This window comes from Pseudomonas sp. ES1 (assembly GCF_050586605.1).
Classification (GTDB): Bacteria; Pseudomonadota; Gammaproteobacteria; order Pseudomonadales; family Pseudomonadaceae; genus Aquipseudomonas; species Aquipseudomonas sichuanensis.
Genome location: NZ_JBOBDM010000154.1, coordinates 1 through 346 on the forward strand (window position 1 = coordinate 1; position 346 = coordinate 346).

A 346-nucleotide genomic window follows, 5' to 3' on the forward strand; every position below is an offset into this window, starting at 1 on the left:
CTGGCGGGTCAGGTCGCCGGTGCGGTACATGCGCTCGCCCGCCGCGCCGAACGGGTTCGGCACGAAGCGTTCGGCGGTCAGCCCTGGGCGCAGCAGGTAGCCACGGGTGATACCGGCGCCCGCCAGGTACAGCTCGCCGGCGATGCCTTGCGGCAGCGCTTGCAGTTGCGCATCCAGCACGTAGCCTGCGGTGTTGTGCAGCGGACGGCCGATATTGGCGCGGCCACCGGCCTCACGGCGGGTCCAGGTGGAATAGGTGGTGTCTTCCGACGGGCCGTACAGGTCGTAGACGTGCTCGATCGAACCGCTGTCGTACAGCGCCTCGACCAGCGCCTGCTTCAGCGGT

The 346-nt window shown here is 69.4% G+C and carries 1 protein-coding gene; it reads right to left on the bottom strand.

Annotated elements, in window-relative coordinates:
* Positions 1-346, bottom strand: a 346-nt coding sequence (locus ACQ4N9_RS26575; RefSeq protein ID WP_430934147.1) for an AMP-binding protein, incomplete at both ends; no start/stop codon positions are given.